The organism is Planktothrix tepida PCC 9214, from assembly GCF_900009145.1.
Lineage (GTDB): Bacteria > Cyanobacteriota > Cyanobacteriia > Cyanobacteriales > Microcoleaceae > Planktothrix > Planktothrix tepida.
In genome coordinates, this window is record NZ_LN889812.1 from 363,022 (window position 1) to 389,248 (window position 26,227).

At 39.7% G+C, this 26,227-nt stretch carries 29 protein-coding genes, 1 pseudogene and 1 riboswitch; of the genes and pseudogenes, 16 read left to right on the forward strand and 14 right to left on the reverse strand.

All coding sequences use genetic code 11. The features are described 5' to 3' along the window. The first annotated feature begins 118 nt into the window (after positions 1-118). Positions 119-210, forward strand: a riboswitch (Glutamine riboswitch). 34 nt (positions 211-244) lie between these two features. Continuing rightward, positions 245-451: a hypothetical protein gene (locus tag PL9214_RS21485; protein ID WP_072720775.1), complete on the forward strand. Its 207-nt coding sequence runs from the start codon at positions 245-247 to the stop codon at positions 449-451. Between the two features lie 118 nt (positions 452-569). On the opposite strand, the gene PL9214_RS21490 is transcribed toward PL9214_RS21485, so the two are convergent. The 4 genes from PL9214_RS21490 to PL9214_RS21505 form a co-directional block, all read right to left on the reverse strand. Next, positions 570-1,775, reverse strand: coding sequence for a Coenzyme F420 hydrogenase/dehydrogenase, beta subunit C-terminal domain (locus PL9214_RS21490; protein ID WP_072720776.1), 1,206 nt, complete (start codon positions 1,773-1,775; stop codon positions 570-572). Between the two features lie 102 nt (positions 1,776-1,877). After that, a complete protein-coding gene (locus PL9214_RS21495; RefSeq protein WP_072720777.1) occupies positions 1,878-2,390 on the reverse strand; it encodes a hypothetical protein in 513 nt (170 codons plus the stop codon). Between the two features lie 27 nt (positions 2,391-2,417). After that, positions 2,418-2,846 (reverse strand): hypothetical protein, encoded by a 429-nt coding sequence (locus PL9214_RS21500; RefSeq protein ID WP_072720778.1) that lies wholly within the window; start codon positions 2,844-2,846, stop codon positions 2,418-2,420. A gap of 41 nt (positions 2,847-2,887) precedes the next feature. Beyond that, a complete protein-coding gene (locus PL9214_RS21505; protein WP_072720779.1) occupies positions 2,888-3,139 on the reverse strand; it encodes an AbrB/MazE/SpoVT family DNA-binding domain-containing protein in 252 nt (83 codons plus the stop codon). 272 nt (positions 3,140-3,411) lie between these two features. On the opposite strand from PL9214_RS21505, the gene PL9214_RS21510 reads away from it, so the two are divergent. From PL9214_RS21510 to PL9214_RS32410, 10 genes and pseudogenes are all read left to right on the forward strand, one after another. Then, the gene (locus PL9214_RS21510) at positions 3,412-3,957 is read left to right on the forward strand and encodes a hypothetical protein (RefSeq protein ID WP_222425266.1); all 546 of its coding nucleotides are present in this window, start codon (positions 3,412-3,414) and stop codon (positions 3,955-3,957) included. A gap of 67 nt (positions 3,958-4,024) precedes the next feature. Beyond that, positions 4,025-4,234 (forward strand): hypothetical protein, encoded by a 210-nt coding sequence (locus PL9214_RS21515; RefSeq protein ID WP_072720780.1) that lies wholly within the window; start codon positions 4,025-4,027, stop codon positions 4,232-4,234. Between the two features lie 148 nt (positions 4,235-4,382). After that, complete coding sequence (locus tag PL9214_RS21520; RefSeq protein WP_072720781.1) at positions 4,383-4,997, forward strand: hypothetical protein; 615 nt, start codon at positions 4,383-4,385, stop codon at positions 4,995-4,997. Between the two features lie 709 nt (positions 4,998-5,706). Further along, positions 5,707-6,743 (forward strand): IS630 family transposase gene (locus PL9214_RS21525; protein ID WP_139294985.1). Its coding sequence is split into 2 segments (ribosomal slippage): positions 5,707-5,839 and positions 5,839-6,743, totalling 1,038 coding nucleotides; the frame shifts between segments, so codons are not numbered across the junction. A 231-nt stretch (positions 6,744-6,974) separates the two neighbouring features. After that, positions 6,975-7,508 carry an RDD family protein gene (locus tag PL9214_RS21530; protein ID WP_072720782.1) on the forward strand — a complete coding sequence of 178 codons (534 nt, stop codon included), beginning with the start codon at positions 6,975-6,977 and terminating at the stop codon, positions 7,506-7,508. A 39-nt stretch (positions 7,509-7,547) separates the two neighbouring features. Then, positions 7,548-7,736, forward strand: a complete 189-nt coding sequence (gene rpmG / locus PL9214_RS21535; RefSeq protein WP_072720783.1) for a 50S ribosomal protein L33 — start codon at positions 7,548-7,550, stop codon at positions 7,734-7,736. An 82-nt stretch (positions 7,737-7,818) separates the two neighbouring features. Beyond that, on the forward strand, positions 7,819-8,034 hold the full coding sequence (gene rpsR, locus PL9214_RS21540) for a 30S ribosomal protein S18 (RefSeq protein WP_026788747.1): 216 nt from the start codon (positions 7,819-7,821) through the stop codon (positions 8,032-8,034). Positions 8,035-8,042: 8 nt separating this feature from the next. Beyond that, positions 8,043-10,058 carry a ribonuclease catalytic domain-containing protein gene (locus tag PL9214_RS21545; protein WP_072720784.1) on the forward strand — a complete coding sequence of 672 codons (2,016 nt, stop codon included), beginning with the start codon at positions 8,043-8,045 and terminating at the stop codon, positions 10,056-10,058. Between the two features lie 146 nt (positions 10,059-10,204). Continuing rightward, positions 10,205-10,828 carry a 4Fe-4S single cluster domain-containing protein gene (locus PL9214_RS21550; RefSeq protein ID WP_072720785.1) on the forward strand — a complete coding sequence of 208 codons (624 nt, stop codon included), beginning with the start codon at positions 10,205-10,207 and terminating at the stop codon, positions 10,826-10,828. Positions 10,829-10,850: 22 nt separating this feature from the next. Then, a pseudogene (locus PL9214_RS32410) lies at positions 10,851-11,021 on the forward strand (IS701 family transposase); the annotation flags it as partial. Between the two features lie 421 nt (positions 11,022-11,442). On the opposite strand, the gene PL9214_RS21560 reads toward PL9214_RS32410, so the two are convergent. After that, positions 11,443-14,334 (reverse strand): glycoside hydrolase family 10-like protein, encoded by a 2,892-nt coding sequence (locus tag PL9214_RS21560; RefSeq protein WP_072720786.1) that lies wholly within the window; start codon positions 14,332-14,334, stop codon positions 11,443-11,445. A gap of 345 nt (positions 14,335-14,679) precedes the next feature. Between PL9214_RS21560 and PL9214_RS21565 the strand changes: the two genes are divergently transcribed. Then, entirely contained in the window at positions 14,680-14,952 is a 273-nt protein-coding gene (locus PL9214_RS21565; RefSeq protein WP_072720787.1) for a hypothetical protein, read from the forward strand. A gap of 121 nt (positions 14,953-15,073) precedes the next feature. Here PL9214_RS21565 and PL9214_RS21570 read toward each other — a convergent pair whose 3' ends face one another. The 5 genes from PL9214_RS21570 to PL9214_RS21590 all read right to left on the reverse strand — a co-directional run bounded on the left by PL9214_RS21570 (position 15,074) and on the right by PL9214_RS21590 (position 19,996). Beyond that, positions 15,074-16,471, reverse strand: a complete 1,398-nt coding sequence (locus tag PL9214_RS21570) for a WD40 repeat domain-containing protein (RefSeq protein WP_072720788.1) — start codon at positions 16,469-16,471, stop codon at positions 15,074-15,076. A 136-nt stretch (positions 16,472-16,607) separates the two neighbouring features. Beyond that, the gene (locus PL9214_RS21575; RefSeq protein ID WP_072720789.1) at positions 16,608-17,609 is read right to left on the reverse strand and encodes an ABC transporter ATP-binding protein; all 1,002 of its coding nucleotides are present in this window, start codon (positions 17,607-17,609) and stop codon (positions 16,608-16,610) included. Between the two features lie 179 nt (positions 17,610-17,788). Next, positions 17,789-18,454, reverse strand: a complete 666-nt coding sequence (locus PL9214_RS21580) for a DUF3318 domain-containing protein (protein WP_072720790.1) — start codon at positions 18,452-18,454, stop codon at positions 17,789-17,791. 94 nt (positions 18,455-18,548) lie between these two features. Beyond that, positions 18,549-19,433, reverse strand: coding sequence for an alpha/beta fold hydrolase (locus PL9214_RS21585; protein ID WP_072720791.1), 885 nt, complete (start codon positions 19,431-19,433; stop codon positions 18,549-18,551). Between the two features lie 11 nt (positions 19,434-19,444). After that, positions 19,445-19,996, reverse strand: coding sequence for a hypothetical protein (locus PL9214_RS21590; RefSeq protein ID WP_072720792.1), 552 nt, complete (start codon positions 19,994-19,996; stop codon positions 19,445-19,447). Between the two features lie 250 nt (positions 19,997-20,246). On the opposite strand from PL9214_RS21590, the gene PL9214_RS21595 reads away from it, so the two are divergent. Further along, entirely contained in the window at positions 20,247-21,434 is a 1,188-nt protein-coding gene (locus PL9214_RS21595) for a ferrochelatase (RefSeq protein ID WP_072721193.1), read from the forward strand. Between the two features lie 117 nt (positions 21,435-21,551). Here the strand turns inward: PL9214_RS21595 and PL9214_RS21600 are convergent, their stop codons facing one another. The 3 genes from PL9214_RS21600 to PL9214_RS21610 are packed head-to-tail and all read right to left on the reverse strand — an operon-like array spanning position 21,552 to position 24,001. Beyond that, positions 21,552-23,030, reverse strand: coding sequence for a CoA-acylating methylmalonate-semialdehyde dehydrogenase (locus tag PL9214_RS21600; RefSeq protein WP_072720793.1), 1,479 nt, complete (start codon positions 23,028-23,030; stop codon positions 21,552-21,554). A 24-nt stretch (positions 23,031-23,054) separates the two neighbouring features. Then, on the reverse strand, positions 23,055-23,690 hold the full coding sequence (upp, locus tag PL9214_RS21605) for a uracil phosphoribosyltransferase (protein WP_072720794.1): 636 nt from the start codon (positions 23,688-23,690) through the stop codon (positions 23,055-23,057). Between the two features lie 41 nt (positions 23,691-23,731). Further along, complete coding sequence (locus PL9214_RS21610) at positions 23,732-24,001, reverse strand: hypothetical protein (protein ID WP_072720795.1); 270 nt, start codon at positions 23,999-24,001, stop codon at positions 23,732-23,734. A 109-nt stretch (positions 24,002-24,110) separates the two neighbouring features. Between PL9214_RS21610 and PL9214_RS21615 the strand changes: the two genes are divergently transcribed. After that, complete coding sequence (locus tag PL9214_RS21615; RefSeq protein WP_072720797.1) at positions 24,111-24,728, forward strand: hypothetical protein; 618 nt, start codon at positions 24,111-24,113, stop codon at positions 24,726-24,728. Between the two features lie 19 nt (positions 24,729-24,747). Here PL9214_RS21615 and PL9214_RS21620 read toward each other — a convergent pair whose 3' ends face one another. Beyond that, positions 24,748-24,984, reverse strand: a complete 237-nt coding sequence (locus PL9214_RS21620) for a hypothetical protein (RefSeq protein ID WP_072720799.1) — start codon at positions 24,982-24,984, stop codon at positions 24,748-24,750. A 291-nt stretch (positions 24,985-25,275) separates the two neighbouring features. Here PL9214_RS21620 and PL9214_RS21625 point away from each other — a divergent pair, with 291 nt between their 5' ends. Continuing rightward, a complete protein-coding gene (locus PL9214_RS21625; RefSeq protein ID WP_072720801.1) occupies positions 25,276-25,869 on the forward strand; it encodes a sulfite oxidase-like oxidoreductase in 594 nt (197 codons plus the stop codon). A 114-nt stretch (positions 25,870-25,983) separates the two neighbouring features. After that, positions 25,984-26,202 (forward strand): hypothetical protein, encoded by a 219-nt coding sequence (locus PL9214_RS21630; protein WP_072720802.1) that lies wholly within the window; start codon positions 25,984-25,986, stop codon positions 26,200-26,202. The last annotated feature ends 25 nt before the right edge of the window (positions 26,203-26,227 follow it).

A 26,227-nucleotide genomic window follows, 5' to 3' on the forward strand; every position in this document is an offset into this window, starting at 1 on the left:
TATTGTTTTTCCTAATATTTTTTTCCGTCTTTCCCTGTTCCCTGTTCCCTGTTCCCTGTTCCGCTATATATTTTTTTCTTAAACGTGGTATAATTTTAATAATAAAAATCAATAGTAAATCGTTCATCTCCCCCAAGCACTAAACAGGAGGGTGATATTTTAGTTGTTTGGAGAAGACGGAAGTAGGGAATTTTCCCGAAGGAACGCACAACACTGTTTTACCTCAAATGAAAGGTTGGTAGTGATGTTAGTACCTTCTTTGTTATCCCTTGCAATTTCCATTTTTGCAGCTTTACTGAGTGTTAGCACCAACGAAGAAATCGTTCAGGTTATTGCAAGGGGAATTGCTTTGGTTGGTTTGTTAGCGAGTTTAGTTCTAGCACCTTGGTTGGTGTTGCTAATTTTAGCAGTCCCCCTCATGGGCCTTAAACTAGCTCAAAATCCCCAATAAACACTCCAAATCCAGGCTATAGGTTTACCTGAGAGAATTGATGGGTATCTTCGTCAATTTCATTAATTGTATTCTACCACACACAAGTATTTTCAAACTTATGCGTGGTTTTTTGGGTTTAGGAATTCGGTAGATGATATTGTTCTACAATTTTTTTAGCAAAATCAGGAACGTGAGCGTCTAACTTTTCAGGATGATTCCGTTTGACATACAGATAATTGCGAGTAAAGTGAGAATCAATCGAAAACCGAGCATATTCTAACCCTCTGGGGCCAATTTTATCAATCACTACCCCCATTAATTTAGCAGCCCACATCGGTAATGTAACTTCTTTATCATAGGCGGGAATACTTTGTTGCACCGCTTGTTTGCGATTGCCTTGAGCGATAACAGGTTGAGTATCGAGTTGATCTCGAACTAAATCTAACATGAATTGTCCGGTTTCATTGCGAACTACAATCCATTGCCACCCAAACGTTGCCCCCATATATCCTACAACTAAATCCGCCAAAGAATTGACATAATCAAAACAACTCAAACAGGAGGGGGCAAAAATATTCTTTAATTCTTTTGTATTTAACCCGAAAAATGGAACCGTTTCTACAGAACCATCCTCATGTTTAAAATGAACTCGGAAATCCTGCATAAATTCATAATAAACAACAGTATCTGGGGATTTACTTGTCGTTTCTAAGAATTTTTGCAATCCCGCACGGGTGACATTATCAACACAAGGCGTTCCCAAGACATAGAGTTTTTCTAATCCTAATTCTTTCTCAACCGCCCGCAAAGCTTGAATTTGACAGCCCACCCCAATCACTAACAGTTTCTTTAAATTGGACTGTTCGATTTGTTCTAAAATTGATAAATTGGGGGATAAGGTAGGTTTATTAACTTTAGCAGCTAAAATTTCTTCCGGGGTTCTAGCAATTATAGGTTGGGGTTGAAAACGGTCTTCTTTTGAATTTTGAACACAAACCACCCCTTCAACTAACCCTCGGTTCAGCATTTCAATGGCAATGGTACTCACAATTCCCGTCCATTGTGCCCCTTCAATGGGTTGTTTTTTCTTAGCTTGCATCATATCTTGATGCACTCCAAAATAAACATCATCCCAGTTGTCTAAATTGCGGCGACGTCCGTGAGCTTCTGCTTCTAATTCAGCAATTTGTTGATTTAGAAACGCACAAGCTTCTTTCACATAATGAATATAATAGGTGTCGCACAGACCGCACTCGCTACAGAGTTCTTTCGCAGGGCGACGACCCCCTGGTTTCATACCTTTAGCTTTGAGATGTTTGGCTGGTTCTTGTAGTGAAGTCATTGATAGTTGGGTTTTGTTATTTTCTAGATTGTTCTAGCCCATATTTTACCGCAGGGCGAACCAATTTGAAATGCTTTAAAACCTACTCAAAAGTTTCGCGTGTTAGACTGTCATGGGGGAAGAAAAAGCTGGTTTAATAAACTCTGCCATATCTTCTATCGTGATATAACCTTGTTGCGAAGCCAATAACATTAACCCCCCCAGAATTGCTCTTAACCCTGCTAAAACTTGCTGTTTATCCAACTTATAATTATACTGATTGTACTGATCATTAAACTCCCTTAATTGACAATTAAGCTGCTCACCCTCATGGGTTAAAATAACCGTAATATGGCAACTTTCAACAAAATCTATCCGAATATTTTGACCCTGTTCTAATTGACCAATTTTTTCGGGAAAGCGATCTTCAAATAACATACAAATATCAGGGTCAAAAAATACAGTAAACTGGATCTCACCAATTTCCCAGATAACTCGTTGATTATGCTCATAACAAAAACGTCGTAACCCTAATTCAAAATCAGATAATTCTCCTAATGGATCTTCTGGAGGTAAGGCGTAATTTTCTACATTTTGATCATCAATTTTAAAACTAAAATTCGTTATTTCTTTCATGCTAATTTACCTAGCTTTGACTTATTTTTATTTAGGCTGAACAACTGGATAAGCATATTTAATTGTTCCGTCATACTTTCTCCCAATTTCAACATAATAAACGTTTTCAGTAATCCTGCTATCAGAATGATAAACTCTACCAATCGGACGATTAAACTTAATAATGTACTGCCCATAATATTTAGGGATTAACTTTTCTGCTATTACCCAATCTTGAACATTTAACCATTGTCCTTGATCCTGATTTGTACTTGTTGATCTTCCTTGTAAGTTACTGGATTTGAGCTTGGAACCATGATGGCGGATAATATGATCGTAAGCTTTACTTGATTTAGCATTATCCCATTGAGGCTCTTGACCCTTCCCTCGCCAAATACAACCACTTCCTACCTCAACTGTTGAATCAATAATATCTGCTTCAATAATTTCGATAGTTTCTCCCTCACCCGATGCCACTCAATCCTCCTGTCTGATATTTTTAATACCGAACTAAAATATTAGTATCCAGTCCAATCATTTGCATTCTTATAAATAGCAGCTTCCATGTCTTCTAAACTTGCTTTTTTCATCCCAGGACGATGCAAAATCCCCGATAAACTTTCAACCGAAACATTCACAGGAAGAATTTTTACCTGTCCATTTTCATCAATGACAAATTCCACTTTACTACCTGTATCGAGTTTCAAGTAGTCTCGAATGACTTTAGGAATTGTGACTTGTCCTTTACTGGTTACGGTTGTACTCGCCATGAGCAAGAATTTTTACTAATAGTCCTTACTGTATTGTATTACATTTATGGCTAAAATCGCTGAAGTGGAGATTTTACCATTTTTACAATCATCCTTAAGCAGAACTCTGGCAATGTATTAATTTAAACACAAAACTAAGTGCAATCAAATCTCAGTATCCTTAAGTTAATACTCTAAAAAAAACCGTAATTTTACTGATGTTTTTGACTGTTGAGTTCTATTAAGATTAGAGCAGGTTAATTAAAACCCCTCTTTTACGGAAGATTAAAGTTATGAGTCAGCAACAATCTGAAGACAATTTAAAAGAAGCGACAGGTTACGCAGCGACAGGGGCAGCCGTTGGAAGCGGAGTAGCTGCAACCGTTGGCGGGATGGGGTTAGTCGGTGGTTTTGGGGGTGTAGCGGTCGGTGCAGCACCCGTTGTAGCCGCAGGTGCAGTGGTGGGAACAGCAGCTTATGGTGCGAAAAAAGCCTTAGAAGAAGGAGATGCAACGGCGTTAGGTGCAATAGCGGTAGGTGCAGTTGGAGGTGCTGGAGTTTCTGCGGTTGTGGGTGGTATGGGTTTAGCGGTGGCGGGAACTGCCGTTGGGATTGGAATGGCCCCTGTTGTGGCGGCAGGTGCGGTTGTGGGGTTAGCAGGGTATGGGATTAAAAAGTTAGTCGATAATCATTTACAAAATTCTGAACAAGAACAGTTAGAAAATGCGATCGCAAATCAACTCAATGAAAATTTAGAAACTGCAAAAAAAGCGAAATTGGAAGCGGAACAAGCAGCACGAGATGAGTTTTGGAAACAACGGGATCTAGCCGATAAATAGATAAGTTACGGAGTGAATAAATTAAAGAAAAATAGCTCAAGATGTCATCTTAGAGGAGTTAAAAATCATGGGTCAGCTATTTAATCGAATGGGTCGTTTAATTAGAGCTAATGTCAACTCTTATCTCGACTCTTCAGAAACAGATTCTCGCAATTTTGCAGCAGGTTCAGCCTTTGCTACAGGGGGTGCTTTAGCAGGTGCTTCTGTTGGTCAAGTTGGAATTTTAGCAGCCGGAACAGGTTTTAGTGTTGGAACAATTACGTCAAGAATTGGATAAAATCTAAATCAAAAACGAGGAGTAATGTCAATTATGGGTTCCCTAGATTATCGAGTAAAATTCCTAAACAGTTTTTTAACTCTTGATGTTTATGATAGGATAAATTTCTAGTTCCTTCCACAACCAATAGTCGATAGTCCCCAACTTTATGCAAAATGATATTCTCTTGTTAGAAAAAGTAGCTAAATTTGTGTTAACAGGTCAAGAACAAAAAATCGACTCTCATATTGTTGCTGAAAGTTTAATTCGATGTGAACATTGGGCTAAAAAAAACAAAGAACACTATAGTTTTGAATCCTTAGTTGGAACTTGGCGACTGTGTTGGGTAAGTGGAACCCATAAACTCCGTAAAAAAGCCGGAGTTTTTATCGGAAGCGGGTTTTATATTCCTCGATTTTTGAGTCTACAAATTATCTATTCTCAATATCCCCATCCCCTGTTACCCTTCAATCCACCCTCGGAAATAGATGCAGGAATTATTCAAAATTCTGTTCAGTTGGATGGGTTGAATTTAATCCTAACTGGCCCTGCTAAATTTGTAGGGAAAAACAATATTCTAGCTTTTGACTTTACCTGTCTTACGGCTAAATTCTTAGGATTAAACCTCTACAATGGAAAAATGCCTGGAACTCCAAGTAATGCTCAACAATTTTATCAAGATTCTATCAAAAAACAAGCTTTTTTTGCCTTTTTTGTAATCACCCCTAACTTGATTGCTGCGAGGGGAAGAGGTGGTGGTGTTGCGCTGTGGGCAAAAGTTTGAATCTAATATTATGGCTATGATCATAAACCGACTCAATAATAACGAATATCAGGAATTGGTCAAGCTCAGAAGGAGTTTATTGCCAGGTTCGGTTCGTTATCCCGTCGCTGATGACTATATATTATTGTTCTAAATTCTCGCAGGCAGAACACACTCCCATCAATACTTATCCTGCTGCTATCGGTGCTTAGGGTCTATACGATGCCCTAAGTAACCTTTACAAATGGACACCAAGCTGCCTTGAAGTTATGAAAGATTCTAGCCCTAAGCCTACGTTCAAGGAATTTTCCCTGGATTTTCGTTATGTCGCCAGTTAAATTTCCAAGCTCTCCAAGATTTGGAGAAGCCAAAACCATTATCAGACAACGATTTCCCCTATAGCAAAAAAAAGTCAAGGAAAGGGGTTGACAAACCTGAAGAGATTAGATACATTGGTAAATGCGCTTGAGAGACGAAAGAACCGAAGGCGCACCGAACCTAGAAAAAATAATACGTTTGAAAGTCGAATTAACGAACTCCTAGTCAAAAAATCAGGAGAGGAATCAGTTATNCGGGTCATGACAAGACGATTAAATTGTGGGATGTGCAGAGCCAAAGGCAAATTGCTACTCTCACCGGACATTCAAATACTGTCACCTCTGTANGCACTTCCAAATGAGTTATAATAAATGTAAGGTTAGCAATAATCCTCCAAAGCTGGCAACGGAAAATGAATCTAATCAACGAAATAGACAATTTTATCAATCAGACAAAAGATCCTAGAGAAATTAAAAGAGCGATCGCTGTCAAACTCAAATTACAAGGGAAAGCCTACCGGGAAATTCAAGACTTATTACAAGTTATAAAGGATTTATTAGCCAGTGGAAAAATCGGGTTCTTGTGGAAGGAGTAGAGAGTTTAAAACTCCAATATAAAGGAAGAAAAGGCTATCTAAGTCCCGAAGATAAACAGAAAGTTATTGAAGAATTAAGGGAAAGAGATTGGTTAAGATTGTCTGATTTACAAGTTTTGTTAGAAAGGGAGTATGGAGTCGTGTTTCAATCCCATCAAAGTTATTATAGCTTGCTGGAAGAGGCTGGCATCAGTTGGAAAAAAAGCCAAAAGAAGAATCCGGCTAAGAATGAGCAGTTAGTCCAAGAGAAAAAGGAAGAAATTGAAAAAAAGTTAGCGAGTTGGAAAGAAGAAATAGAGGCGGGAAAGCTGACGGTGTTTATGATTGATGAATGTCATCTTCTCTGGGGAGATATTTTAGGGTATGTGTGGGGAAGAACAGATAGAAGAATAGAAATTCCGATCAAAAATCAAAAAGAAAGGCAAACTTATTATGGAGCTTTAGATTACCAAACGAAAGAATTTATTATCAAAGGTTATGCGGCGGGAAATACAGAAAATACCGTAGACTTTATCCAGTATTTACAGCAGCAAAATCCGGGGAAAAGGTTAGCTATAGTCTGGGATAATGCCACTTATCATTGTTCTCAAAAGTTTAGAGATTATTTAACTGAAGTTAATCAAAATTTATCGGAAGAAGAATGGCGGATTACTTGTCTAAATTTTGCCCCCAATGCACCTGAACAAAATCCTGTAGAAGATATTTGGTTACAAACCAAAAATTTCGTGAGAAAATTTTATCATTTATGCCCATCTTTTAAAGTAATTAAGTGGCTATTCGAGTTTTTCGCTCAGGGTCAAATTTTTGATTTCCCCAAAATTTTTATGTATGGGATTTTGCCACAACCTATTTAGGATTGCTATATCCCTCTTCTGTCACTCTCCGGTTTTTCCTATGATTAGTAATTTCCAAAGCCACGTTATAGTCAACAGTCTGGGATGTGGCNTTTCTCTATGCAGTCTTCAATGTTTTGTTTATATTTTTTCAATCAATTCAATCAATTCAATCAAAAAATCAAGCCTCTTTCTGATTAATTAGAAAGAGGTTTTGTTATTTTTAAGAATATTGGTTATTTGGCTGTGATCATGAGTTCTGATTTAATCCCTGTACCTGATCCTAAAGTACCCATGTGGCGTCGTTATGCGGCTTTAGGGATTGATTTCTTGTTGGTTGGGTTACTTTGTTTTGCTTTAAGTGCTAATGGCCTAACTCTCTTATTTGTATTTATGATTAGTTGGTTAGTCTGTCGTGTTGTTGTCGTATCTAAAAATCAAGGACAGAGTTTGGGACACTGGGCTTTTGATATTCGAGTAGTTGACAGCCAATTTTACCGAACCCCTCGCCTTTTAGAACTAGCAAAAAGAGAAGTGGTGATAGGGTTGGGTGCTTTTCTGTTTCTGCTCGGTTTAGGGAATCTAGCCTCTGGAAATGCCGCAATTTTGTTATTGATGCTGCCTATTATCATAGATTGTGGAGCCGTTTTATTCGATACCAGTCGTCACCCTCAGACGGTTCATGACCGTATTGGGCATACGATTGTGATTGGTAGCAGACGGGGCTACTCCCTGGATGTGAAAATTCGCTATTTTATTGACAAAGTGAAGCGAGAGATGAAATAATAAATATTTGTGCTTAAATAATCAAAACTGTTTACAATTATGGCTAAAGGTGTCCGCCTCGTTATTACTTTAGAATGTACGGAGTGCCGTACAAACTCGGATAAGCGTTCCCAAGGGGTGTCTCGATATACCACAACCAAAAACCGTCGGAATACAACAGGACGCTTAGAACTGAAAAAGTTTTGTCGCCACTGTAACAAACACACGGCTCACAAAGAAATTAAGTAATGACCCGGTTGGTGTTCATCCCTGAAACACTAACTTCCACTCTTAAACCAATTTCAGCAATTCATAGAGGATTAATTTCAGCATGACTTACTTCCGTCGTCAAGTTTCCCCCATTAAACCTGGAACTCCTATCGATTATAAAGATATCGAACTGTTGCGGAAATTTGTTACAGAACGCGGTAAAATCTTACCACGTCGGATTACCGGGCTGACCTGCAAACAGCAACGAGATCTGACACAAGCCATTAAACGGGCTAGAATTCTAGCTATGTTGCCTTTTGTGAACAAGGAAGGCTAATTTTATCTGTGGAAAAGGGTACTCTGATTGAGCTTAGATTACACGGGGAGCGTCGCCTCGCCGTTGCTGACCGACCTGAAGGTAAAAAACACTGGGTTGTTATTGATGAAAACCTCCTAGCTCATACGGTTCACCCTCGGCAAATTGCTTATGAGGTAACGGGGGCTACATACAAACCTGGGGATATTCGGGCGTTTACTAAAGAATTGCAGCCTTATCTTGATCCGTCAAGTTTAGAGGTGGCTTGGGAAATTTTAGTAGAGCAAGGAGATACCGTAGACCCCAAAGAAATGGCTCTGCTTTTGTTCTCAGAGCAGAGTCCGCCTCAATGTTATGCCAGTTATGTCCTGTTGTCTAATGATAAACTCTACTTCAAACAGAAGGGCGATCGCTACGAACCTCGCTCTCCTAATCAAGTTGCAGAGATTAAACATCAGCAGGAAGTTGAACAGCAAAAGCAACGGGAAGTTCAAGAATATTGGCTGCGGGTACAAAAGAGACTAGCGGGTGAAGTGGTAGAATGGCAAAATAGTGATCGTACCCGCTTGGATGCGTTAGAGCGTTTTGCACTTTATGGAGAAGAAGCTTCCAATATTTCACCAGCTTTAGAAACGTTGGCAACTTTGGAACGACCTCAAACGCCCCAAGCTGCGTTTCAACTGTTAGTAGACTTAGGGATATGGGGTCTGCATGAAAACCTATCTCTACGTCGGAGTCAAATTCCCACCCAATTTTCAACTCAAGTGCTTGAAGTAGCTCGATGTTGCTTAAATTCTCCTCCTCCAGATCCCGATGCTAACCGTTTAGATCTGACTCATCTGAAGGTGTATACCATTGATGATGAGAGTACCCGTGAGATTGATGATGGTTTAAGCTTAGAGATTTTGGACGATGGACGACAACGAATTTGGATTCACATTGCTGATCCGACTCGTTTAATTTCCCCTGGAGATGAACTGGACTTAGAAGCTCGTCGGCGAACCACAACGGTTTATCTGCCGACGGGAATGGTTCCCATGTTCCCCTCAGAATTGGCAACGGGGCCGATGAGCTTAGTTCAGGGGCAAATTTGTTGTGCCTTGAGTTTTGGTGTGATTCTGGACGCAACGGGTGGGGTACAAGATTATAGTATTCATGTCAGTACCATTAAACCAACCTATCGCCTCACCTACGACGATGTGGATGAGATGTTGCAAATTGGGATTCAAGGGGAACCTGAAATTGATGCTTTATCGATCTGGGCTAAACGTCGCAAGGAATGGCGAAATGCGAATGGGGCGATTAGTATTTATATGCCAGAGTCGCTGATTAAGGTGAATGGGGAGGAAATTAGTATTACGGTTTTAGAAGATTCCCCGTCCCGGCAAATGGTGGCGGAAATGATGATTTTAACCGGGGAAGTCGCCGCCCGTTATGGCCAAACCCATAATTTAGCTTTACCGTATCGCAGTCAACCGCAGCCAGAATTACCCCCGGAAGAAGAATTAATGCAATTGCCACCAGGGGCAGTTAGAGCTTGTGCCATGCGGCGTTATATGCCTCGTAGCGAGGTCAGTTTGACTCCTTCGCGTCATGCAAGCTTGGCGTTAGAGACTTATACCCAGGTGACATCACCCATTCGCCGTTATAGTGATTTGTTGGCTCATTTTCAAATTAAAGCCCATCTGCGAGGAGAAACCCCACCTTTTTCTGTAGAACAGATGCAGGAAATGGTGATGAGTTTAGGGCCTGCGGTGAAGGAAGCCTCTAAAGTCGAACGGGAAACGAATCGTTATTGGAGTTTAGAATTTTTACGGCGTAATAGCGATGAAATTTGGCAAGCTACGATGTTGCGATGGTTGCGGGAAGATGCCAATTTAGGGTTAGTGTTTTTAGAAGAGTTAGCCTTAGAATTACCGATGCGATTTAGTCGTTCTGTGGAAGTTGGAGAACAGTTTGAAGTGAAAGTCAGTCATGTTGATCCCCGTTTGGATGTGATTCAATTTCAAGAAATTATTACTCCGACTGCTTCATCAATGGTTTAGGATTTCTCCTAAAGATCTGTAAAAATCATTAATATTAGCTTGAGTTGTCAAAAAGCAAGCCAAGGTAGAGGTAGAGATCAAGATTTTCACCCCTGGTAGAAACGTCCCAGAACCCGTCTCTAAAACATCATTGGAAGGAGAACCTGATGAAAACCGTGAAGTCCGTACCCCCCTCTGACCTATTTATTCCATCGGGATATCTCAATATTATGGGTTATGTGGATGAATCCGAGGTCAATGGCCCTGGATGTCGGGCTGTAGTTTGGGTTCAGGGGTGTTTACGGGAATGTCCGGGGTGTTTTAATCCTGAGTCTTGGTCATTTAAACCCAATCAGTTAATTGCGGTTGAAGCTCTAGCGGAACAAATTTTACAAAATCCTCGAAATCAAGGGGTAACATTTTCAGGGGGCGAACCCTTTTGGCAGGCTGAAGCTTTAACTCAATTAGCGAAACTCGTTAAAGCGAAAGGATTTAATGTTATGTCCTTTACAGGGTTTACTTTAGCAGAATTAAAATCTATAGACGCGCCTCCCCACGCTCAAGATTTATTAGCAGAATTGGATATTTTAATTGATGGCCCTTATACAGAATCCTTAGCGATTCATTCTCCGAATTCTTTAGTTTCTTCTCGAAATCAACGGGTTCACGTTTTTAATTTGGAATTACAAGATCAACTCACTTGGGCTTCAGATCAAGTTGAAATTCATATTCTTAAAGATGGACGAAGAATTATTACGGGATTTCAAGGTCACATGAATTTAGATGATTAAGTAGGTAGGCAGGAAGAAACGAAAGTTAACTGGAGGATTAAGACGGCGTTGGGCTAACAAACCCTTAAAAACATTTACTGATGCTTTATCCGCTTTTAGAACAGCTATATCTTATCGATTTGTCGCTTGGCTCCAAGAGAATCATGACGTATTTGCTTTACACCTAAGTAATTTGGGGCTTGTTTGGGCTTGAACTTTGTTCAAGTCCCGTTAATACAGTAACCAATATCCCTCTTCTGTCACTCTCCGAAATCAACAAGTAATAAAAAGTAGAGTTATCCATTGGGAAAATAAGATTGAAATTGATNCCTCTTCTGTCACTCTCCGGTTTTTCCTATGATTAGTAATTTCCAAAGCCACGTTATAGTCAACAGTCTGGGATGTGGCGATCGCATTTTGACTAATTTCGCACTCTCAGGAATTGCTACTGAGAAAAAATAACGCGATCACTTGCTCTGTCTAGGCTCTAGGATTCAAAAAATGCAAGGTTTTTCGGAAACTGACAGAAGAGGGATATATCGATCCCTAGCTGAAAAGCTTATTCCGGTTGACAGTTAAGCGATATTGTATCAGAGAAAGGGTGCGTAAGGCTTCGCCTTACGCACCCTACAATTTTAATTTTTAATTTTTCGTTCTCCGTACCGTAACAACATCTCAATACTCGCCAAACGATTTCCCCAACTAGAGACTTGATAGGGACGTTCTAAGGCTTGTAAACGCATAGAAGTTTGGAATTGTTTTTGAAAGGTTGCTAACTTTTGTTGAGCAATTCCTAGAGTTTGAGGAGAGGGGTTATCCTCTAACTGTTTTAAAGTTTGTGCTAAATCTTCTGCTTGGGTACTCAAGGCTTTTAGTTCCCCATCTCGAATCCAAAGTTGATCATTAGATAACAGAAAACTCCATTCTCGTTTTAATGCTAAATACCGATCATGGGCTGCTGCAAAAGGTTGGCGATAGGGAATTGGAGGTTGAGTTTGGGAAGAAGAATTTTGAGTTTTGTGGAAATAGTTTTGTAAATTATTACCAATGGTTTCAACGGCAAAAATTGAATAGCCTCCGGTTGATAAATCCCGTAAGGATTGTAATTGATCAATCGCTACAATTTCAGGAAGATTCAATAATTTAATCGCTGGACTAATTAACGCCGATCCCAACCGTTGTTCCTGAGTTAAAGGCTGAGTAATTCGTTTTAAACGGTTTGTATCCATCGCATAAGTCATGGGTACAATTAAATCGACATAACCTTGTTTTGCCCACACTTCCCAATGTTGTTGAATTTTTAGAATTCGTTCCTGTTCAGGATGGGGAAATACCGCAACGGATAAAATTACATTGGGTTTTTGCTGTTTTAAAAATTGTGAAACTTCGGCTACAAAAGAAGTGACTTGATTGGTTTTAAATTGCGTCCATTGATTCCATAATTGAGGATTTTTGGGTGTAATATTAACCGGATCAACTCCCGTTAATTGTCGAAATTGTTCCCGTCCGGCTTTGCCATAACCATAGGTGTAATTTCCCCCTGGATCTTGGAAGGGATAACGAATATAATCTAACTGTAAACCATCAACATTATAGGCTGTAATTTCATTAATTAAACGGAGAAGATAAGCTCTAGCTTCTCGGTTTGCTGGATCAAGATAAACTTTATGATCGCGGCTATTTCTTAACTCTCCATAATTATTAATATTTACCCAATCAGGATGGGCTTGAATGACCGGACTTAAAAAACTACTGGGTTGTCCTAAAATTTGATTATGGCGATCATTTCCTACCGCAAATACCCAGATCCAAGCGTGTAATTCCATTCCCCGTTCATGGGCTAATTTCACGGCGGCTTCTAACGGGTTCCATCCTCGAATTAAGGGGTTTTGTTGAGGAGCAATATGACTGGGATAAATTGGATAACCCGCATTAATGGTTTCAAAATAAACTGTATTAATTCCCGCCGACGCTAACCGATCAAAGACTTGCGCCAGTCCCGCTTCACCCCCCGCTTTAACAATGGTTCCTCGGTCTAACCAAACCGCCCGAATTTCTGCTCCTAAGCGTTCTCCTTCAGTGGGATAATGTTGCCATAATTGTTGACGAATTTCTAACCATTGACGACGAGCTTCCCCCCAATTTTGATGAGCAACTAATTCAGGAAAATCCTTGATCACCTGTCGAGCTTTGGTAATAATTGCATCTGATTGCTGGAAATTAGCACTGGCTAAACTACCTCCCTGAGCAGCCATTAATTGAGTAGAAGCGACTTGTAAATTAATCGGAACATTACCCGAATTTGAGGCAATTAACGCATTTTCAAATCGTCCTAATAAATCGACTAATTCCTGACGCATTGCGATCGCCGTTAATTCCTCAATGGGTTCATTTCCGGGCTGTACTTCTAACCCCGCAGGTGCCGTTTGTTCGGAAGGGTCAATAAAGCTACTAGGAACGGCCGGAGTATTGGGTAACGTCCGAGTGGCGGTGACAGTCGGTGGTGGCGGTGTCGTTGCACGAGGAGGAGAAGGCGGTATCTGGGGAACGACCGGAGCAGTAACGGAGCGGGGTGAAGGGGCAATAGCCGTTGGCTTGACCGTTGGTGTTATCGGTTGGGGTAGGTTGGTATTGGAACGGGTCGGGACAGCAGGAGGAGGTGTGGGGTTAGGACGAGTTGCCACTGGGGGCGGAGGTGTGGGATTAGGACGGGTTGCCACAGGCGGCTGTGAAGTAGGAACCAGAGGGGTCACGGGTACAGGTGGCGGGACAACTGGAGAACTCGCGACGGGAGTTGTGGCTGTTGTCCCTAAACCATGACGACTGACGGCGGCTTGTAACCACACAATATCCATATCCGCCGAGGATTGATTTCCCCAACGCCAGCCTAAATAAGTTGATTTTTGGGTGGTAATCACCGCCGGAGAACTGCCACTGGCTTCCCAAATCCCTGCGGTATAACTTTCTAAGGTGGTGGGAATTAGAACCCCCCCTTCAACGGGGTTTGGGTTTTGTTGCGTTGGCCCCCAAGTGGTGAGGGAGGGGCAAAGGGTATCTCGACTGCGACAGCGATTTTTAGCGACTTGGGGTTTAGCGGGGACGGTGAGGGGAAAAGCCCAATAGGAACCTAAAATTGAGCGCAGCAGTTGACGGACTAAGGGGGTAGACCGTTCTCCCACAGGGCCACTGGCGATGACCTGTCCCCCTTGTTTGGCCCACTCTTGCAGAATTTTGGCTTGTTCGGTTTTAATTACTGTTGTATTGGGTAGGAATAAAACACGAATTCCTTGAAGATCGGCAATGCTTTTAATCGTGTTTAAATCAACAGTTTGATAGGGAATTCGGCTGGCTTTTAACCGTTGTTCAATGGTATTCCATTCGGCGAGTTGTTCGCTGTCACGAATCACCCCTAACGTTGCGTTGGCTTGGCTGAGGGAGGTTAGGGGAATCGATAATTGTAAAATTGTACTGGCAAGAGTCCCCAGGAGAATCTGTTTAAAAAACGTTTGCGATCGCCGTTGAACCATTGGTTTCTATTAATTTTTGACTAATAAAATAAAACGAAGTGGTATATCATAAATAGACAGAATTGTCAAGTCTATTTTTCCAGACTAAACCTTAATTTCTGCCCAATTCCCTCTCATTCCAATTCCACACCCCTAAAATTGGAGGAGTCTTACACAAATCTTTACTATTCTATCAGGGATAGGAGTCAAAACGATAAACTCGATTTAGATGTTTGTTGCTTTAATCGTGCTTTTGATCATCCCTTGCTAAAGAGAGCAACCTGTTATATTAATAATCTTAATGTTGCCATCTCAAATCCTATAACTTGGTTAATGTCCGTCTTTCAATCTGAAGGAGACTCTAATATGGAAACTATGAAATTGCGATCGCATATTGGAATCAATGGCATATTGCAAATCCAAATACCTACCGATCTTAAAAATACTTCTGTTGAAGTGGTAGTCGTTTTAGAGCCGTTACCATCTGAGGAAACTCAACCCCAGTATAACGCTTGGGGAAAACTAACAACTAAAGAATCAATGACTGAAGCCGTTACCCAAATCCAACAATTAGGAAAAACAGTAGGATTGGATAAAAATTCAATTCGAGAAATGATTGAAGAAGGACGTAGGTTTTAATGCGGTTTATATTAGATTGTTCAGTAGCAATTAGTTGGTGTTTGGTGGATGAAAATAATAGCAAAATTATGAGCTCTTCTTCTCAACAGAGTCTAGCATGATCATTCTCAACAAAAAGTCCTCATTCGTCATCTTGACAAATTTTTAAGCGTTCTCGTTCATCTGGACGATTAGCAAAGTAACTTGATAACCAATTACAACCTCTTTCAAGGAGTTCATCTAAGTTTTGAGGAACAGACCAAACGACAACTTTATTATCTTCTCCAACAATAGCCACATATCGCCAATCAGGACTAAAACGTGCAAGAACCCCATAGTCAGGATGAGGGTTAACTTCCCATCGAGCTAATTTCCGACCGAGTAAATCATAAATTTCTACTACTCCATTTTTAGTAATTATAGCGATCCTTTGTCCATCTGGACTAAAGCTAAAATATCCTAATTGGCTGACTTTCAAAACAGTTAAAATTTTACTCGACAATTCCCAAATATATACGATTCTGTCTTGATCTATTCCAGCAATATGTTGACCATCTGGGCTTAAGATTGCATTAAAAATTGAGTCATAAATTTTATCCTTTAATTTTAATAAATTTTTACCTGAACTATTATTAATCAAAATTGTCCCATCTTTTTCAGTTTCAACTTTAAGGTTTTCGCCAATTTGAGGGTTACTTTGAGCAGGACTTTGATGATTAGTGTTCTCAGTGTTTAATAATTGGCCTGACAAGCTCCAAGTCTGAACATTTTTATTTGTTAAGACATCAATCGTTTTACCATCCTGATTAAAATTGACTCTATTAATATAATCTGACTGGGTTTTGATTGAATTTAAAATTTGACCTGAAAATGTCCAAACTTGAGCAATTCCATCTTTTTCAATTGTAGCAATGTACTTATTGTCAGGACTAAAAATAACATCTCTAACCGTATTTTTGCTATTTTTAAGTTGAGTAACCTGACGACCTGATACATCCCAAAGGCGAATTAGGCTATCTTCTCCATAAGTAATTAAACTTTTATTGTCAGGACTAAAATCAATAGAAAGTACAGTTCCTCGATGTCCTGTCAGTTCAAGCTGTTCTTGACCTGATAAATCCCAAAGGCGAATTTTACCATCTGCCCCACCTGTTGCAATGAGTTGACTATTAGGGCTAAAACTCACTGATGCAACACTTCCTCGATGTCTTTTAAGTTCTGCTATTTGTTCACCTGAAAAATTCCAAACTCTAGCAATACCATCTTTTCCAGCAGTTACTAACTGTTTGCTATTAGGGCTAAAACTGACATCTAAAACACCAGATTTATGACCTTTAAGTTCTGCCAAGAGTTTTCCTGATATATTCCAAAGATAAGCTTGACCATCGGGTTCAGTCGTTGCAAGAAACTGACTATCTAAACTAAAGTTAACTTTATAGCCTTTGAGTTTTGCTATAGGCTGACCTGACCAATTCCAAATGGTAGGCATAGAGCCACCTTCTGACGTTACAATATATTGACCATTAGGGGTAACGCGCACGTCGCCCAAGATATCCGTTAAAAAAAGCGATCGCTCATTAATTTTATCCGGCGATCGCTTTTAGAAATTCGGTTTTTATTATAACCTTTGCTAATCGTTATAGCGGTATGCGATCGCGTAGCCACAACAATCTTAGTTAATTAACAATTCCAGCTTTAAAAACTCGACCAATAACATCTTCAATCGGAGGATCACTCACGGTTAAATCAAGGACATTGAATTCAGCTAATATTTTAGCAACCGTAGCCGTTAAAGTATCCCGTTCTACTAATAATCGTACCACTTGACCTTCCATCGATTCTATTTCTCCATAGGTTAATAATTTCTGCTGACAGCTTGCTAAGGTATCTCCTGAACAATGCTCTAATTCTATTTTCACTTCTCGATAGGGGGCAAATCGTTCTAATAAACCTTCTAAACTACCATCATAAATAAGCTGTCCTTGATGAATTAAAATCACTCGTTTACACAGTGCTGTAATATCCGCCATATAATGACTGGTTAACAACACCGTTGCTTGATAACGGCGATTATATTCCGCTAAAAATTCCCGCACATTCACTTGAGCATTGACATCTAATCCTAACGTCGGTTCATCTAAAAATAAGACTTGCGGACGATGTAATAAAGCTGCCATTAATTCGGCTTTCATCCGTTCCCCTAAAGACAATTTTCTAACGGGTTGTTTTAACTTTCCTTCTAGGGATAACATCTCCGTTAATTCCCCCACCCGTTGCCGATATTCCGCATCCGATAGTCCATAAACAGCCGCATTAATTTTCAAAGAATCTAAGGTGGGTAAATCCCAAATTAATTGTTGTTTTTGCCCCATAACTAGGGTGATTTTTTGTAAAAATTTAGATTGACGTTTAAAGGGGGTATGGTGAGCCACTTCAACAAATCCACTAGAGGGATAAATTAACCCGGTTAGCATTTTTAATGTGGTGGTTTTTCCGGCCCCATTTGCCCCTAGAAATCCAACCACTTCACCGGATTCAATTTTAAAGGACACCCCCTGAACAGCCTGGACATTCCGATAGGTTCGTTTGAAGAAATGGCGAATTGTTCCTCGAAATCCAGGCTCTTTAATCGCAACGGGATAAACTTTACTTAATTGTTCAGCAACAATAATTGACATAAATTTATTTAAAATTTTCTGCTTAGACATCAGAAACCGGGTTTCTGTCGTGATCTTTCGTTGTTGAGTCCAGATTATTTGAGAAACCCGGTTTCTTGTTATAAAATTTTAGGGTGCGTTACACTTATGGGCAACGCACCCTAGATAGAATGATTGTGGCTTGATTTAAGCTCAATCAATTAATTAAATACATTTTCTGAACTTGAGGAGGGATCAGTTCCACCTTTGACTCTGGCTTTAGCTTTAGTTGCACTGCGTTTGAGGGCTTGCAGTCGAGCTTCATAACGCGCTTTTTGACGTTTTTTCGGAGTTTGATCGACTAAAGTTTTTAACGCACTTCCTAAACTTTTATAGGCATTGGGTAAGGTATAACCGAAACGAGTAGCTAGAGAAATAGCTTTTTCATCGGCGTCTAATGATTCCTGTAACGTCCGTTCTCCATTATTTTTTTGATAGAGACGATAGCCTGAAACGCCACATAATGCCAAGGCTAATAAAAGCAGTAGTCCGTCTTGTACCCACAGTTCTCCGACGGCGCCACCTAAACCAATGGCTAATGCTGCCATTTCCCAGCCATCTCTGGGAATCGTATCATTTTGAATCCGGGCTACTTCATGCCAAAATAGCAAATTGCGCTGATCCATTGCCAACTGTTCCCAGCGAACCAAGTCAATTTGAATTTCAACTTGATCCTTGCCAATTTCTTCGCAACGGACGAGCGGTGGGTTAACTTCGACGGTTTTCTCCACCGTCACCCAACTCTGCAACTCAGGGGGAAGTAAGCCTTTTAATCGTCGGAGTTCGCTCATTTCGGCTCTGGCAGTGGAGGTTGCATAGGATGTCATAGTTTCCGGCTCAACGAAGTTTCCAAAAACAACGGGTTTTCTTACATCTTATTGTATCGTAGTTTGTTTGCAACTATCTTGAGACAGTCAAGGGTTAACCGTCAACCGTGTTTAAAAACTGTCGGACGTTTTGTAAATAGGTTTCGGGATCTTCTAACATGGGAAAATGGGCGGTATCTTTGAGAATCGCTAACTGAACTTTAGGGTTTAAAGCAGCAGCTTGTCGTCCCATTTCGGCGGGAATAATTTGGTCATGTTCTCCAGCTATTAATAAGGTGGGAACGGTTAATTTTTTAAATTCTTCTGGTAGCCATTCTGTTGCTTCTTTACAAACCGAGGTTAAAACGGTTCCATAAGCGGCATCAAAATCAGCTAATAAGAAATCTTCTAAAAAGGCTTGGCTTAAGGGTTTAGGAATGGGACGGTGAAGAAATCGAGCCATAAACATTTTATCAACCCCTGGAATTAAGCTTAACCATTTGGGGCGAAACATGACGACATAACGGCTAAATTTGTGGAAGGCGTTAAAGGTTTTTTCATCATATTCAAAAATGCCACTACAGGTTAAAATCGCTTGTTTGACTCGTTGGGGATATCGATTTAAAAATAATAAAGCAATAGAACCCCCCATTGAATGAGCATTCAGATAAATTGTATCTAAATTTAATTGATCTAATAACGTACATAAATCTTCAGCATATTCAATTAATTCATAACGTTCTGATGCGCCTGTATCCGTGACAGCCAAGGGTAAATTTGTGCGTCCAAACCCGCGTAAATCATAGATTAAACAATCAAATTGATCTGATAACGCTTCGGCGGTACTTTCCCAATATCGTCCTGAACCGCCCCAACCATGAATAAACACCATCACGGGTTTTGTTCCGGGTTTAGAATTACCTGTTGTCACCCACTCGCAGTAATGCTCGACACCATTCACAGAAATTAAGGTTTTATTTAGATTTGGGGCTACAGTCATTTTCCTAAAGGTTAAATCAATAAGCTTGATTTTAAAATATTTTGAATAAATAATGTTGCTGTTGTTGGTGTTGCTGTTTTTAATCCCGTTGATGTTTCATTGTTCCACCATCCTTTTGTGGTTTGGGGCGATCGCCATAATTCTAAATGTTCAACGGCTGGATCAGCATAAAAACTTTCGTTTCCGCTTCCTAATAAAGCTGAACTCCAATGGGTAAAATAATCATGGCTAATTCGATAAATCGGAAAATTTCCCACTAATGGAACCCCCCAACCATCAATCGCAATAAAGGCTTTAATCTTCCCACCGAATTGTTCCCAAGCTAAGGCTGCTCCAATTGCCCCCACAACTCCTGCACTAAAACTAATAATTATTATAGCAGATTTAGGGGTATTTTGTTGAATAAAATTATAAATATCTAAACTGGAATAAGCCGGATATTTCTGAGTGGGAAAAATCAATAATTTTCCTAATTGCTCTTGCTCTTTCCAATTTTCTATAATTTCATTTAAAAAACATTCTGTTAATTCAATTTCATGAATTCCAGGGCAAATTAATAACATTTTTGATCAGTAATCAGCAAATTGCATACCCGTAGAACAGGCATCTTGCCTGTCACTCCTACCTATCACGACTCTACTTTACTTAACAAGTTAACAGGTTAACAGGTTAACAGGCAAGATGCCTGTTCCACATTACCCCCTTCCCTATCCCCCCATAGGGGATGTTAAACTTTTAGGGAGAGTTTGTCTGGGGAAGAGAACATTTCCCCAGAAGGACTTGATAGCAGCACTTGAACGCGAGGACAAAAACGTGGTTGCGACTCCTGAAAAACTGGAAACCATTACTTCAGCATCTACCTCAACAGAGGGCCAAAATCGAGTGGCGGTTTTGCTCATGGGTTATGGTGAAGTCGAAAGTTATGAGGACTTTGCTAATTATAACGAACAAGCGTTAAATCTTTTAACCGCTAAATTTGCCCCCGTTCCCACTTGGATTTATCCGCCTCTGGCTAAACTTCTAGCAATGTTTGATCTCCATGAATGGAGTCATCAACATGGTAATTTTATTTCTCCCCATAATGCAATTTTTGAGAAACAACGGGCGGGAATTGAGCAACATTTAAAAGAGAAATGGGGCGATCGCATTAAAGTGTTTAAAGCCTTTAACTTTTGCGCTCCGTTTCTTCCTGAACAGGTTTTAACTGAAATTAAAGCCGAAGGATTTGATAAACTGTTGATTTATCCTTTGTTAGTTGTTGACTCTATTTTTACCAGTGGTATCGCCGTTGAACAGGTGAATAAAGCCTTAGAAAAATTGGCAGATGAGGATGAACATTGGGTAAAAGGTCAACGTTATATTCCTTCCTTTTATAATGAACCTGACTATATTCAACTGTTAGGACAGTTAGTAGAAGACAAGATTCAAAAACAGCTAATTCAAGCTTATCTTCCCTCGCAAATTGGTATTGTTTTAATGAATCATGGCTGTCCGCACAAAGCCAAAGGGTTTACGTCTGGTATTGATGAAAGTCAAGCTCTTTATGAACAGGTACGGGAAACTTTAATTAACCGTTATCCCTTAATTTCTGTGGGTTGGTTAAACCATGATACCCCCTTAATTGAATGGACACAACCCAACGCTCAACTTGCTGCTAATAATTTAATTGAATTAGGAGCAAAAGCGATTGTATTTATGCCCATTGGATTTGCGACCGAAAACCATGAAACGTTGTTAGATGTTGAACATATTATTGAGGCTTTACGTCGCAAATATTCTGAAATTACCTACGTTCAAATGGAATGTGTCAACGACCATCCAGAATTTCTGAAAATGGCCGCAGACTGGGCAAACCCCCAAATTGACGTGCTGTTTAATGAAATGGCTTTAGCAGTTAATCCTGCTTTAGCGAATGTTCATAGCCATGATGATCACCATCATCACAGTCATGATCATGATCATCACCATCATCATGATCACGGTCATCATCACCACCATTAAAGCAGGTAGGGGCGAGGTCTTCTCGCCCTTAACCATCAACAAAATCCAAGGATTTAACCTTTCCTAACCTCATTATTTTGAACTTTTTTTCGTTGATTTATTATCTATAAACTTAGGTTAAAATTGTCGTGACCAGTCGGATAACCATCGTTCAACAACAACTTTAGTTTGGGTAAAAAATTCAACGGCGTGTTGTCCTTGACCATGTAAATCTCCAAAAAAGCTATCTTTCCAACCACTAAAAGGAAAGAATGCCATCGGTGCCGCCACCCCAATATTAATCCCAATATTTCCCGCTTGAGCTTCATACCGAAACTTCCGCGCCGCCGCGCCACTACGGGTAAATAAACAAGCCATATTTCCATACTCACTTTGATTAATAAAAGCGATCGCTTCTTCAATGGTATTCAGATGAATTAAACTTAATACGGGGCCGAAAATTTCTGTGCGGGCGAGTTCTCCCTGGGGATTAATATCTTGTAAGATTGTCGGACGCACAAAATAACCTTGTTCATAACCGGAAATTTTAGGATTTCTGCCATCAATTAAAATTTTAGCACCTTCATCTTTTCCCTGTTGAATTAATCCTTCAATTCGAGTTTTACTTTGGGCAGAAATAACCGTCCCCATTTGTACAGTTTCGTCTAATCCATAGCCGACAACTCGAGTTTCTGCAACCGTGGCGATCGCATCTGTAAAACTCTGTTTTGCTTGACCAACGGTAATAGCAATGGAGGTAGCTAAACATCGTTGTCCGGCGCAACCAAAGGCACTATCAGCAATAATTTTTGTGGTCATTTCTAAATCAGCATCCGGTAAAATAATCACCGGATTTTTAGCTCCGCCTTGACATTGTGCCCGTTTTCCGTTAGCAGTTGCCCGACTATAAACATATTTAGCAACGGGAGTAGAACCGACAAAACTAATGGCTTTAATATGAGGATGATCTAAAATAGCATCAACGGTTTCTTTGGCTCCATTAACTAAATTTATCACCCCAGGTGGTAATCCTAATTGATCAATTAAAGCAAACACTTTTTGCATCGTTAAAGGTACTTTTTCCGAGGGTTTAATAATACAAGTATTGCCACAGGCGATCGCATAAGGAAAAAACCAAAAGGGAATCATCCCCGGAAAATTAAACGGAGCAATTATTGCTACAACTCCCAGAGGTTGACGAATCATAATTTCATCAATTCCCCTAGCAATATCTTCAGAATTGTAGCCTTGAATTAAGGTAGGAACGCCACAAGCCACTTCAACATTTTCAATTGCTCGTTGTAATTCACCCAGAGATTCAGCGAAGGTTTTTCCACATTCTAGGGTAATAGTTTGAGCTAAATCCTGTTGATTTTGCTCTAATAATTCTCGGAGTTTAAATAAATAGCGGATACGTTCTGTAACCGGGGTTCTTCGCCAGGATGCAAAGGATTGTTGAGCAATTTCTGCCGCATGATTAAGTTCTGTTGCCGGAGATAGAGGAACTTTTGCTAATATTTCTAAGGTCGCTGGATTAATCACATTTAGGGTTTCTGTGGCTTCAGAAGAACACCATTGACCATTAATATAGTTGCTTAGAATTGGGGAAGTTGTCATTTTTTTATCTCCTAAATTATAGGGTTATTTTGTTCCAAATAAGCGATCGCCTGCATCTCCTAAACCCGGAATAATATAGCCGTGTTCATCGAGATGATCATCAATAGCAGCCGTATACAAAGGAACTTCAGGATGATAAGAATGGAAATGCTCAATACCTTCTGGTGAAGCAATTAAGCACAGAAATTTCACAGATAAAGGGTTTGTTTGTTTCAATCTTTGGATGGCTGCAACGGCCGTATTTCCAGTAGCAATCATGGGATCAACCACTAAAACTTCTCGTTCTTCGATATCATCTGGTAATCTAAAATAATATTCAATTGGAATAAACGTTCGCGGATCTCGATATAACCCAATATGGCCGACTCGTGCTGAAGGAATTAATTCTAAAATTCCATCTAAAATTCCCTGACCTGCCCGCATAATTGAAACAATAACCATTTTTTTCTCCGAGGCTAAAATCGGTGCTTCCATCGGGCCTAGAGGGGTTTTAATTAACTGTTTACGGAGGGGTAAATCTCGCGTAATTTCATAAGCCAATAACATACTAATTTCCCTCAACAATTGACGAAACTTGGCGGTACTGGTTTCTTCCCTTCGCATCAAGGTGAGTTTATGTTGAATTAGAGGATGTTGAATGAGCGTAACGTTTGGATACATGAGTAATTTGGGGGAATTGGTGAATATAATTTCAATGGAAATTAACTGATCTTAATAACATTTTGTAAAATACAATCAGCACAAAAAGTAATATCTCTTGCGGTTTGGGTTAGCCTAGGCTCAATAATAGACTTAAACCACTGGCGATCGCGATCAAGTAAACTAATTAAAGCAATGGGTGTTTTACAAATATAGGTAGCCAGAAGGGGTAGTTGATCAAAAGAAGGTTCGGCTTGTGTATCCAAAATTTCATAGCGATACAGTGCATCTAATCGTTCTTTTTCGGTGTCGGGAATCAAAGCAGGTATCATAATAGCATCAAGTTTGAGTCAACAGTTGCTATTGTATCTTAATTTTAGTTTTCTAGGACAAATCTCAAGTTTTATGATGTTGAAAAAAAGCCAGGTTTTGAAGCAGTGTATGATTGGTTTAACAAGTTTAATGAGTAGTTGGATAACGCTTAACTATTCCCTGCTTCCGGTACAAGCTGAGGTCATTTTTTCTTCTGGGGAAGGTAATGGTTCTTTTGGATTATTGAGTGATTTTGATGGCAAATACTTTTCGGGACAACAACAAATTGGTTATGAATTTTTGATTCGCCAAACCGTTGAAATTGATCAAATTTATTGGAATGGTCAATATTTTCCCGATGGGAAACCTTCAGAGGCTCAATTTTCCATCAGAATTTTTAAAATTGTTGAGGCAATACCAGAAATTACACCCCAAATTAATATACAGATCAGGGAAGTTCGCCAAACTCAAACGGATATTGAGCGTTTTTCCCATCCTGTTTTTAATTATGTGGGTTTAGTGCAACCCTTTAGATTAGAACCGGGACGTTATTTACTTTCCATTGTTAATAATACTCAGGGTCATTCTGATGATTGGTTATGGATGACTACTGATCCCAAAACTCAGTTATTGGGTGTGGATCTAAAAATATTTTTTCGAGATCAAGATGGGATGGCTTGGAAAAGCGGATTAACAGGAAAAATGTCATTTACAATTTTAGGGAAACCCGCCTCCAATTCTAATTAAAAATCCACTAAACCTGAAATTACTCATCTGTGGTTAAGGATTTTTCCAGGGAATAATTACCTAGAATGAGTAACAAAAAAATCAGGCTGAGTTTAATGAACCAAGGTGTAGCTACAAAGAACCAAATCAGACAGGCTACACCAATTAAAGTTGCTAAAAGTTTGGGTAAGTCATCAATTTTCCATTGGGGATTACCAAGACTAACCCAAGCGGCTAGACAACTAATCAACAAAGGAATCAAGTAAATCGGAGCCATTGTTGTTGTGCCCTAACAGATCTTATTCATAGTATACTGAATTACAAACTTTGTTCCAACTTCTCCTGATAGACCTCTAAAATTTAACATTTATATATAAAGGAAGAAGCAGTTCGAGAGCAGATCGCCTAAAAACCCAAATTTAACGTTATATAGCACTACCCATTAAGCGATTTAACAATACTAAACCTTGTAATAAGGGTCATAACTTACTGTTCCCTGTTCCCTGTTCCCTGTTCCCTATTCTAAGAGTGCTATACTAACTAAAAAAATAGCCATTGAGTGTTGATCATGTTAGGCCAATTTTTCCATAAACCCACTTCTGATGAGAGTGCTCGCGTTCCACCGGGACAACATTTAAGCAAAGGTTTTCCCGTCTTAACCTATGGGGAAACTCCCCAAATTTCTCTTGAAGATTGGCAGTTAAAAGTTTGGGGTTTAGCCACACCCAAAACCTTTACTTGGTCGGATTTAATGGCAATGCCTAAAAGTAATTTTACCGCCGATTTTCACTGTGTAACTCACTGGTCAAAATTAGAGGTGAAATGGACAGGAATTAAAGTTACTGACTTCATGAAATTTGTTGAAGTTAACCCCCAAGCCATTCATGTTATGGAACACTGTTATGGAGGTTATACCACTAATGTTTCAATGGAGGATTTCTTACGCGAAGACAACTTTTTTGCCTATGAGGTTTTTGATGAACCCTTACCCCCTGATCATGGTGGCCCCCTGCGGTTAGTGGTTCCCCATTTATATGCTTGGAAAAGTGGAAAATGGATTAATGGGTTAGAATTTCTTGATCATGAGGAATTGGGATTTTGGGAACAAAATGGTTATCATAAAAGGGGGGAACCTTGGGCAGAAGAACGCTATAGTGATTGATTTCAAGACTTAAGCATTATCGGGTCAAGGTAGGGTTGTAATTTTGGCAATCCTACTGATAAACTAAATTGAATATGATGATTAAAGTGCCTCTTGAAATTACCCTGAACTTTTATGAGTTTAACCAAAACTGAAGCCAGACAACTGTTAGAACGGATGATTTTTGATAATGAACGTCCACGAGACTGGGTACAGGATGTTTGGGATATGAGCCCTATGTTAGGAGAAAATGCCGCTAAACTGCTTGATGCGTTTGATATGTTAGTAGACTGTTGTTCTGAAGAAAAATTAGAGAATTTAGTTCAAAGTTTATATGCAGAACATTTAGAATAAACCAGAAATTAACAGTCTCAAACTC

Coding starts and splice junctions, on each gene's coding strand:
- PL9214_RS21510 (WP_222425266.1), top strand. CDS start 3,412: ATGAGTCAGCAACAATCTGAAGACAATTTAAAAGAAGCGACAGGTTAC.
- PL9214_RS21505 (WP_072720779.1), bottom strand. CDS start 3,139: ATGGCGAGTACAACCGTAACCAGTAAAGGACAAGTCACAATTCCTAAA.
- PL9214_RS21600 (WP_072720793.1), bottom strand. CDS start 23,030: ATGACAACTTCCCCAATTCTAAGCAACTATATTAATGGTCAATGGTGT.
- PL9214_RS21550 (WP_072720785.1), top strand. CDS start 10,205: ATGAAAACCGTGAAGTCCGTACCCCCCTCTGACCTATTTATTCCATCG.
- PL9214_RS21490 (WP_072720776.1), bottom strand. CDS start 1,775: ATGACTTCACTACAAGAACCAGCCAAACATCTCAAAGCTAAAGGTATG.
- PL9214_RS21485 (WP_072720775.1), top strand. CDS start 245: ATGTTAGTACCTTCTTTGTTATCCCTTGCAATTTCCATTTTTGCAGCT.
- PL9214_RS21620 (WP_072720799.1), bottom strand. CDS start 24,984: ATGGCTCCGATTTACTTGATTCCTTTGTTGATTAGTTGTCTAGCCGCT.
- upp (WP_072720794.1), bottom strand. CDS start 23,690: ATGTATCCAAACGTTACGCTCATTCAACATCCTCTAATTCAACATAAA.
- PL9214_RS21625 (WP_072720801.1), top strand. CDS start 25,276: ATGTTAGGCCAATTTTTCCATAAACCCACTTCTGATGAGAGTGCTCGC.
- PL9214_RS21590 (WP_072720792.1), bottom strand. CDS start 19,996: ATGTTATTAATTTGCCCTGGAATTCATGAAATTGAATTAACAGAATGT.
- PL9214_RS21520 (WP_072720781.1), top strand. CDS start 4,383: ATGCAAAATGATATTCTCTTGTTAGAAAAAGTAGCTAAATTTGTGTTA.
- PL9214_RS21575 (WP_072720789.1), bottom strand. CDS start 17,609: ATGTCAATTATTGTTGCTGAACAATTAAGTAAAGTTTATCCCGTTGCG.
- PL9214_RS21560 (WP_072720786.1), bottom strand. CDS start 14,334: ATGGTTCAACGGCGATCGCAAACGTTTTTTAAACAGATTCTCCTGGGG.
- PL9214_RS21585 (WP_072720791.1), bottom strand. CDS start 19,433: ATGACTGTAGCCCCAAATCTAAATAAAACCTTAATTTCTGTGAATGGT.
- PL9214_RS21615 (WP_072720797.1), top strand. CDS start 24,111: ATGATTGGTTTAACAAGTTTAATGAGTAGTTGGATAACGCTTAACTAT.
- PL9214_RS21515 (WP_072720780.1), top strand. CDS start 4,025: ATGGGTCAGCTATTTAATCGAATGGGTCGTTTAATTAGAGCTAATGTC.
- rpmG (WP_072720783.1), top strand. CDS start 7,548: ATGGCTAAAGGTGTCCGCCTCGTTATTACTTTAGAATGTACGGAGTGC.
- PL9214_RS21580 (WP_072720790.1), bottom strand. CDS start 18,454: ATGACATCCTATGCAACCTCCACTGCCAGAGCCGAAATGAGCGAACTC.
- PL9214_RS21610 (WP_072720795.1), bottom strand. CDS start 24,001: ATGATACCTGCTTTGATTCCCGACACCGAAAAAGAACGATTAGATGCA.
- PL9214_RS21530 (WP_072720782.1), top strand. CDS start 6,975: ATGAGTTCTGATTTAATCCCTGTACCTGATCCTAAAGTACCCATGTGG.
- PL9214_RS21565 (WP_072720787.1), top strand. CDS start 14,680: ATGGAAACTATGAAATTGCGATCGCATATTGGAATCAATGGCATATTG.
- PL9214_RS21630 (WP_072720802.1), top strand. CDS start 25,984: ATGAGTTTAACCAAAACTGAAGCCAGACAACTGTTAGAACGGATGATT.
- PL9214_RS21495 (WP_072720777.1), bottom strand. CDS start 2,390: ATGAAAGAAATAACGAATTTTAGTTTTAAAATTGATGATCAAAATGTA.
- rpsR (WP_026788747.1), top strand. CDS start 7,819: ATGACTTACTTCCGTCGTCAAGTTTCCCCCATTAAACCTGGAACTCCT.